The following is a 6,393-nucleotide window of genomic DNA, read 5'->3' as shown; positions in this document are numbered from 1 at the left end:
AAACGAAACAGCGCCGATGATAGTGTAGCATTTGCTATGTGAAAGTAGGACATTACCAGGCTTCAAATTGTAGAGAGCCCGACTAGAAATAGTCGGGCTTTTTTACGTCTGCAGAAAAGTGAAATATGCGCAATTAACACACACTCACAGCAACCCCCATCACGTAGGTAGGTCGAGCGTAGCGACTCCCGACATAAAGAGAGTGTAGCATTACACTGTGGCTCTCCACCGCTGTGGGCACTACGACATTACTAGGCTTCAAATTGTAGAGAGTCCGACTAGAAATAGTCGGGCTTTTTTACGTCTGAAGAAAAGTAAAATGTGCGCAATTAACACACACTCATATCAATACCCATCACCTACCACATAGGTCGGGCGAGCGTAACGACTCCGACACAACGATAGTGTGGCATTTGTTATGTGGCTCTCCACAGCTGTGGGCACTACGACATCCTACTGCGTAGCGCACCGATTTCAAATTGTAGAGAGCCCGACTAGAAATCGTCGGGCTTTTTTACGTCTGCAGAAAAGTAAAATATGCGCAATTAATATACACTCATACCAACACCATCGAGTAGGGCGGAAAAATAGATCACTTAATTAAGCGAATTGGTATAAAAACAAAATTGTGAACTACCGAATTTACGTTTTCGGTTTGTGTAAGCAGTTGTTTAGGTGAAGTATCAAACAGAATTTATAAATTAGTTTGATTAGTTCATTATAACTCGTTAACTAACCACAGACTTAGCTTGTTTATGAGGGCAATGAATACTAATATGATTTCATGATCTTATAACTAAATCTATTGGCTTAGTTGTTTTAAAATTACTACCAATAATGATTGTGAGCTGTAACTTAAATGCCTTATGAAACATTTGTAGATGACTCTGCATCGCTAGTTGAATTTACCCGAGTTTACTTAGCTATTTTTTATACTTTTGTTGCCGGATTTTATACATTTAGAATTATTTATAAAAATCGAAATACACCATCAGGCGTTATTTATCCCGGTGATAAATTTTGTACTAGTTGGTGGAACCATATGGTTTTTAAATTTTTCAGGGCTGCTATTTGGTTTGTATGTGTAATTAGAGTATTTGTACCTGAGTTAGATAGCTATCTTGGGCTATTCCCAATACTCAATGGCTGGCCAGGCGTATTATTTGGCGATGTATTATTGACAGCAGGCTTTATTTTAACGATGTTTGTACATTTTCATATGGCAGCACTTTGGCGTTCAGGAATTGATCCTAAGGGACCACATGAGCTTAAAACATCAGGATTATATGAATACTCTAGGAATCCGATGTATTTAGGCGTTGTAGCTGCACAGGTGGGGTTCTTTTTAGCCTTACCTAGTATATTTAGTTTGACCTGTTTAGTTATTGGTTTTACAGCTATATATAGACAAACATTAGTTGAAGAGGCTCATTTAGCCCATCGTTTTTCTATAGAATATAAAGAGTATAAACAACTAGTCCCTCGCTGGTTATAGCTTGGGATTGAGCTTTAAATACGTGATTTTTAAGGCAAAAGTAAAGAAGTGTTCTGTGTTGGCTTGCTAAAATCTAGCACGATAGACATAAATAAGATCACTTCTTTTTGTTTTATACCAATTCGCTTAATTAAGTGATCTATTTTGAGGATGTAAAGCGTGTTGATAGCTAGGCAAAAAAATTGCTATTTAGTTGTTCTAAATGAGAATTTTTTAACACAGGTAGCGACCCGTTTAGCCCCGCAAAATGATTAAGTATTATTGCGGATTGGTATTATATACTTTTCCATAAACTCTTGTTTAGTAATTGCCTTTGAAAAAATGTAGCCTTGAATATAATCACAAGCAAGCTGCTTTAATAGGTCATACTGTTTTTGTGTCTCAACTCCTTCAGCAACTACCATTACGTCTAGATTGTGAGCCATAGTGATAATAGCTTTCACGAGAGCAATACTATTATCGTTTGATTCTATATCGTTGATAAATGAGCGATCTATTTTTAAAATATCTATATCTAAGCGCTGTAAATACGCCAAAGAAGAATAACCAACACCAAAGTCGTCAATTGCAATATCTATATTAATAGTGCTTAAGCGTTTTAATTGTCGTTGTATTGACGAGTCGGGATCCATTAAAGTATTTTCAGTGACTTCAATTAAAATGGTGTTTGCGGGTAGTTGGTACTTTTTACTTGCAACAATCCATTCATCCACCCAGCAACCAGCGCGGTCAATTTCAAGAGGTGATGTATTTACACTGACTTGAATTGTCTTTTCACTTAAAACATTGAATTGGACGGTATCTTGAATTGCTTGAGATTTTACCCATTGGCCGATATCGTTTATTAATCCGTTTTTTTCAGCGACAGGTATAAACTCATTTGGCCCTATTAGGCCTCGTTCAGGGTGATTCCAACGAATTAGGGCTTCAGCTTTTGGTACTGATTTCCCGTCAATTGAAAATATAGGTTGGTAAAATAATTCAAATTGATTATGAGTGATTGCTATTCGTATTTCTTCTATTAGGCGACGCTTTTCTGTGGCTTTTTCTTCTATAGCATAAGAGAAAAATTCATAGCGATTCCGCCCTTTATTTTTAGACAAGTACATCGCTTGGTCAGCGCGTCTAACGAGCTCTTCTACTGTTAAACCATCAGCAGGGAAAAATGTTAAACCTATGCTTGCAGTAACATAGACTGTCTCTTTTTTTACTTTAATGCTCTGCATTAAGCTGCTTTTTACAGCTTCGGCAATTTTTGATGCTTCATCCGGGCTATTTACACCCTCTAAAATTAATGTAAATTCGTCACCACCTAAACGTGCGACTGTATCTTTAGTCGTTATACAACTTTGCAGTCTTGTGGCTACTTGGTGTAAGAGTAAATCACCGTAGTCGTGACCTAGGCTGTCATTTACTTCTTTAAAGCCATCCAAATCGATGAATATAAGGGCGAACTTCATTCCCTTAATACTTACTAAGCTTTGTAGTTTTTCGTAAAAATAACGCCTGTTCGGTAAGTCGGTTAATCCATCTTGGTAGGCATATTGTTGCAACTGAATATTCGCATTTTCAAGTTCATTAGTACGCAGTCTAACTTGGTTTTCTAATGAATTTTCTCTTTGCTCAATGTTGTATAACATCGCATTAAAACAAGAGGTTAATTGTCCTACTTCATCTTGTGATAGCTGTTTAGCGCGTAAGCTATAATCATGTGATGTGGTTATTTTATTTGCTGTTTGAGCTAAATATAAAATAGGGTTTAAAAAGCGACGCCTTAATAAAAGAGATAAAATTAGGCTGATGGCAAAGGTGAATATCATCAAAATCATTATAAATTTAAAGTAAAAAGTAATTCTGTCTTGAATGTAGCTGTTGTTAGCGCGTATTTTTAATATACCGTAATCATGCATATCGAGCTGAAGGGGTGTACTTACTTCAATACTTTGCTCCATATCTTCATCTTTGGATTGCGCAATAACAAGTTGCTCACCAGTCACACTTGTTACCATTATACTAATAACATCTGAGCGTATAAGTATTGGGTTTATAAGCTCTTGCACTGCATCAATATCATCAAACATAAGTGCTGTAGTTATATTCGGTGAAAGCATTTTTGACAGAGAGCCCAAGCTTTCTATTTGTTCCTCTTTAGCGCTAGTGATTTCATAAGCACTAAATACAATGGTTACTGTCGCGGTTGATACAAGTGCAACACTCATTAAGATAAATAGTAATTTTTTGCTCATCGTATTTAATGCAAATAGTTTTTTCATTGCGCTACCTATCTACAACGCGGGCAAGGCGTAGCACTTTTGAGCTCATAGTAATGCCTGCATCTTTAAGCTGTTTCGGAGCAATTTCAAAGCGAATTTTACCACTGGAAAGAAAAAACCTGATATGACCGCCATTTTCAATAAATGTGTCTGTTTCACCAATGAGCATAACGTTTTTCAGCTCTAAAGGTGTTATGTTTTGCCATTCGATAAATGTATCAGAGGTAATAAATAGCATGTTACACGCCGAGGTTGTTACTTCATCCAGAGTGATTAATTTATTGTATAGAGGTAAGTTTTTTATAGTGCGACTTTTTAAAGCGTTGTTAGCCGCATCAATAAAGTATTTATCAGGGCTACAAATAATAAATTCATTAAGAGATTCTAAATGATAATCCCAGTGTCCAAAACGTGCAAAGTTATATAAGAAGCCTGCTTTTAGCATGTATTCTTTTTCAACAGCGCCAACGCTGGCACTAAGAAGTGTCAACGTTATTAAGCTACTGTGAATTAAACTTCTTAATTTAATCATCTAATTAACTTAGAAATTTGCTGAAATTGTAAATGTAATACATTCATCAATATAGTTTGGTAATGTATAGGTTTCGCGCGTATTATTGTACTCAATATGTGAACCTGCAAAGAGGTTTTTACCCGAAATTGCAGTAGACCACACAGGTGTTGCTTGCCAATTCCAACTAACATCTAACGTTGTGTAATTATCAGTGTTATATGCATTTGAGTTTATTGCGCGCAATGTCGCAAACACATTATGGTTGGTTAAAAAAGAATAATCGGCTTTTGCAAATAGCTGCCTGTTTTTAGAGTCATAGCCGATTGCGGGCTCTACTCGAGGAGGTAAATCGTAGTTATAATCGGTGTAACTATAACCAAACTCAGTATTGAGATTATCAACAGGTTGCCACGATACAACTAGGTCGAACCCTTTAGTGGTCGTGTCTGCTACAGATGCAAAGTCTAAATCTATGCGAGTCATTGTTAGTGCTTGAAATACTTCTGGGATTCTCCCTGCTAGAAATAATTCAAGTATAGGTGTGAATTGTTCAGCATGCGTATTCATATCAATAACCGCTACGTTATTAGCATCGGTATAATAAGTAGAAAGATCCAATGACCAATCGTTAGCAGTAAAACGGTAGCCTAATTCATAAGATAGATAGTTTTCAGATTTAACTTTGTCGTTACCATTTAGGTAGGTTGCAATTCGGTAGTCGTCTATTTGTCCAAAGCCAGAGCTTAAACCGGTAAGATCTTTAATTTCAGTACCATTAACTTTAAAGTTGTCGTTAAATTCAATCAATGTTGGTGTACGTACACTTCTCGATATAGCACCCCAAGTAAGGTGGTTATCTACTGGTTTGTATATAAGCCTTGCTGACGGTTGATTTTCCCAGCCAGTTAAATCGTTATGATCAAGCTTAGTACCAATAATAAAATCGAGTGTATCAGGCGTCACATTGTATTGAGCTTGAACAAGTGCACCAAACTGTTTGAGGTTATCAAAGTTTTTATCGCTATCTAAAAATACACTTTCTGCGAAAGAGATAGAGTTATACCGGTAGTTTAATCCCCAATCTAGCTGTAGAGATTGGTATATGAAGTTCATTTGATAATCAATATCTATCGATTCAAAATCTTCTTTAATATAATCTTGGGAACCATTTTGTTTCAGCCAAGAAATTTGTAGCATTTGATTGGCATCGGGCGACACTCTGTTTTCAAGGCGTGCCATTATGCGTGAGTCTGTTCGCTTTAAATCATCTGAGAATGAAATGTTTTCGTTGGTTTCATCTATAACACCTCGGTAGTTTTGACCAAGTGTTGAGTGAGTAACGTCCCCCTGTAGTAGCGCAGACCACTCATCATTAGGGGTAAAGTCAGCCCGAAAACCTAAAGAATTTTGTTTAGTTGTATCGTTAGGTGCGAGTAAGATCCCTTTTTTTGATTCATTCGCATCTTTTACATGACCATACACACGGTAGCTGCCTATGTTACTTATATCACCACCGTAACGAAGATTTGCATCAACATTTATTTGATTACCAGTTGTTACGTTTGCGTATCCACCGCGAGTATCAATACTGTTTTTAGTAATGATATTAATCACGCCATTATTTGCGTTACTACCCCAAAGTAATCCGCCTTGTCCGCGTATTACTTCAATGCGTTCAATGTCATACAAAGGAACGTTGAGTGTTTCCCAATAAACTGCAGCAAATTTTGGGGTATATAAGCTTTGTCCGTCAATCATAACCAATAGTTTGCTAGAAAATCGAGAGGCAATACCTCTTGATGAAATAGCCCATTGATTGTTATCGAGCTGACGTACAATTAAACCAGGCACCATTTTCAGTGCTTCAGGTACTGATGTAGCACCAGAGTTAGTAATTTGTTCTTTACTTAATACATAAATAGATGAAGCGGTATCAAATGCTGATTGCGCTCTTTTCATCGCAGAAGTTGCTTGTACATCCATGCCCATTAAAGCATCAAGATCGAGGTCTTCATCTTCAAACGGCTCGGCCGTTAAGAGAGGGCAAACAAAAAGTAATGGCCAAAACAAACGTTGTGATATTTTCACCCAAAAGTCTCCTGCGCAATCAA

4 protein-coding genes are annotated in these 6,393 nt (G+C 36.9%); 1 reads left to right on the top strand and 3 read right to left on the bottom strand.

The window, feature by feature from the left end; translation table 11 throughout:
- The first annotated feature begins 859 nt into the window (after positions 1-859).
- Positions 860-1,495, top strand: coding sequence for an isoprenylcysteine carboxylmethyltransferase family protein (locus tag H5088_RS16950; protein ID WP_182753862.1), 636 nt, complete (start codon positions 860-862; stop codon positions 1,493-1,495).
- A 251-nt stretch (positions 1,496-1,746) separates the two neighbouring features.
- Here H5088_RS16950 and H5088_RS16945 read toward each other — a convergent pair whose 3' ends face one another.
- Genes H5088_RS16945 through H5088_RS16935 form a run of 3 tightly spaced genes read right to left on the bottom strand, consistent with a single transcriptional unit; the run spans position 1,747 to position 6,370 of the window.
- Positions 1,747-3,768: a bifunctional diguanylate cyclase/phosphodiesterase gene (locus tag H5088_RS16945; RefSeq protein WP_182753860.1), complete on the bottom strand. Its 2,022-nt coding sequence runs from the start codon at positions 3,766-3,768 to the stop codon at positions 1,747-1,749.
- A gap of 4 nt (positions 3,769-3,772) precedes the next feature.
- Entirely contained in the window at positions 3,773-4,300 is a 528-nt protein-coding gene (locus H5088_RS16940) for a YfiR family protein (RefSeq protein WP_024596128.1), read from the bottom strand.
- Between the two features lie 9 nt (positions 4,301-4,309).
- A complete protein-coding gene (locus H5088_RS16935) occupies positions 4,310-6,370 on the bottom strand; it encodes a TonB-dependent receptor domain-containing protein (RefSeq protein WP_182692675.1) in 2,061 nt (686 codons plus the stop codon).
- Between the last annotated feature and the right edge of the window lie 23 nt (positions 6,371-6,393).

The organism is Pseudoalteromonas sp. SR43-3 (assembly GCF_014163875.1).
Taxonomy (GTDB): domain Bacteria; phylum Pseudomonadota; class Gammaproteobacteria; order Enterobacterales; family Alteromonadaceae; genus Pseudoalteromonas; species Pseudoalteromonas distincta.
This window is presented reverse-complemented; position numbering and strand designations above follow the sequence as displayed.

What these genes read in the sequence shown, in the direction of transcription:
- H5088_RS16950 (WP_182753862.1), top strand. Translation starts at nt 860, where the DNA reads ATGCCTTATGAAACATTTGTAGATGACTCTGCATCGCTAGTTGAATTT.
- H5088_RS16945 (WP_182753860.1), bottom strand. Translation starts at nt 3,768, where the DNA reads ATGAAAAAACTATTTGCATTAAATACGATGAGCAAAAAATTACTATTT.
- H5088_RS16940 (WP_024596128.1), bottom strand. Translation starts at nt 4,300, where the DNA reads ATGATTAAATTAAGAAGTTTAATTCACAGTAGCTTAATAACGTTGACA.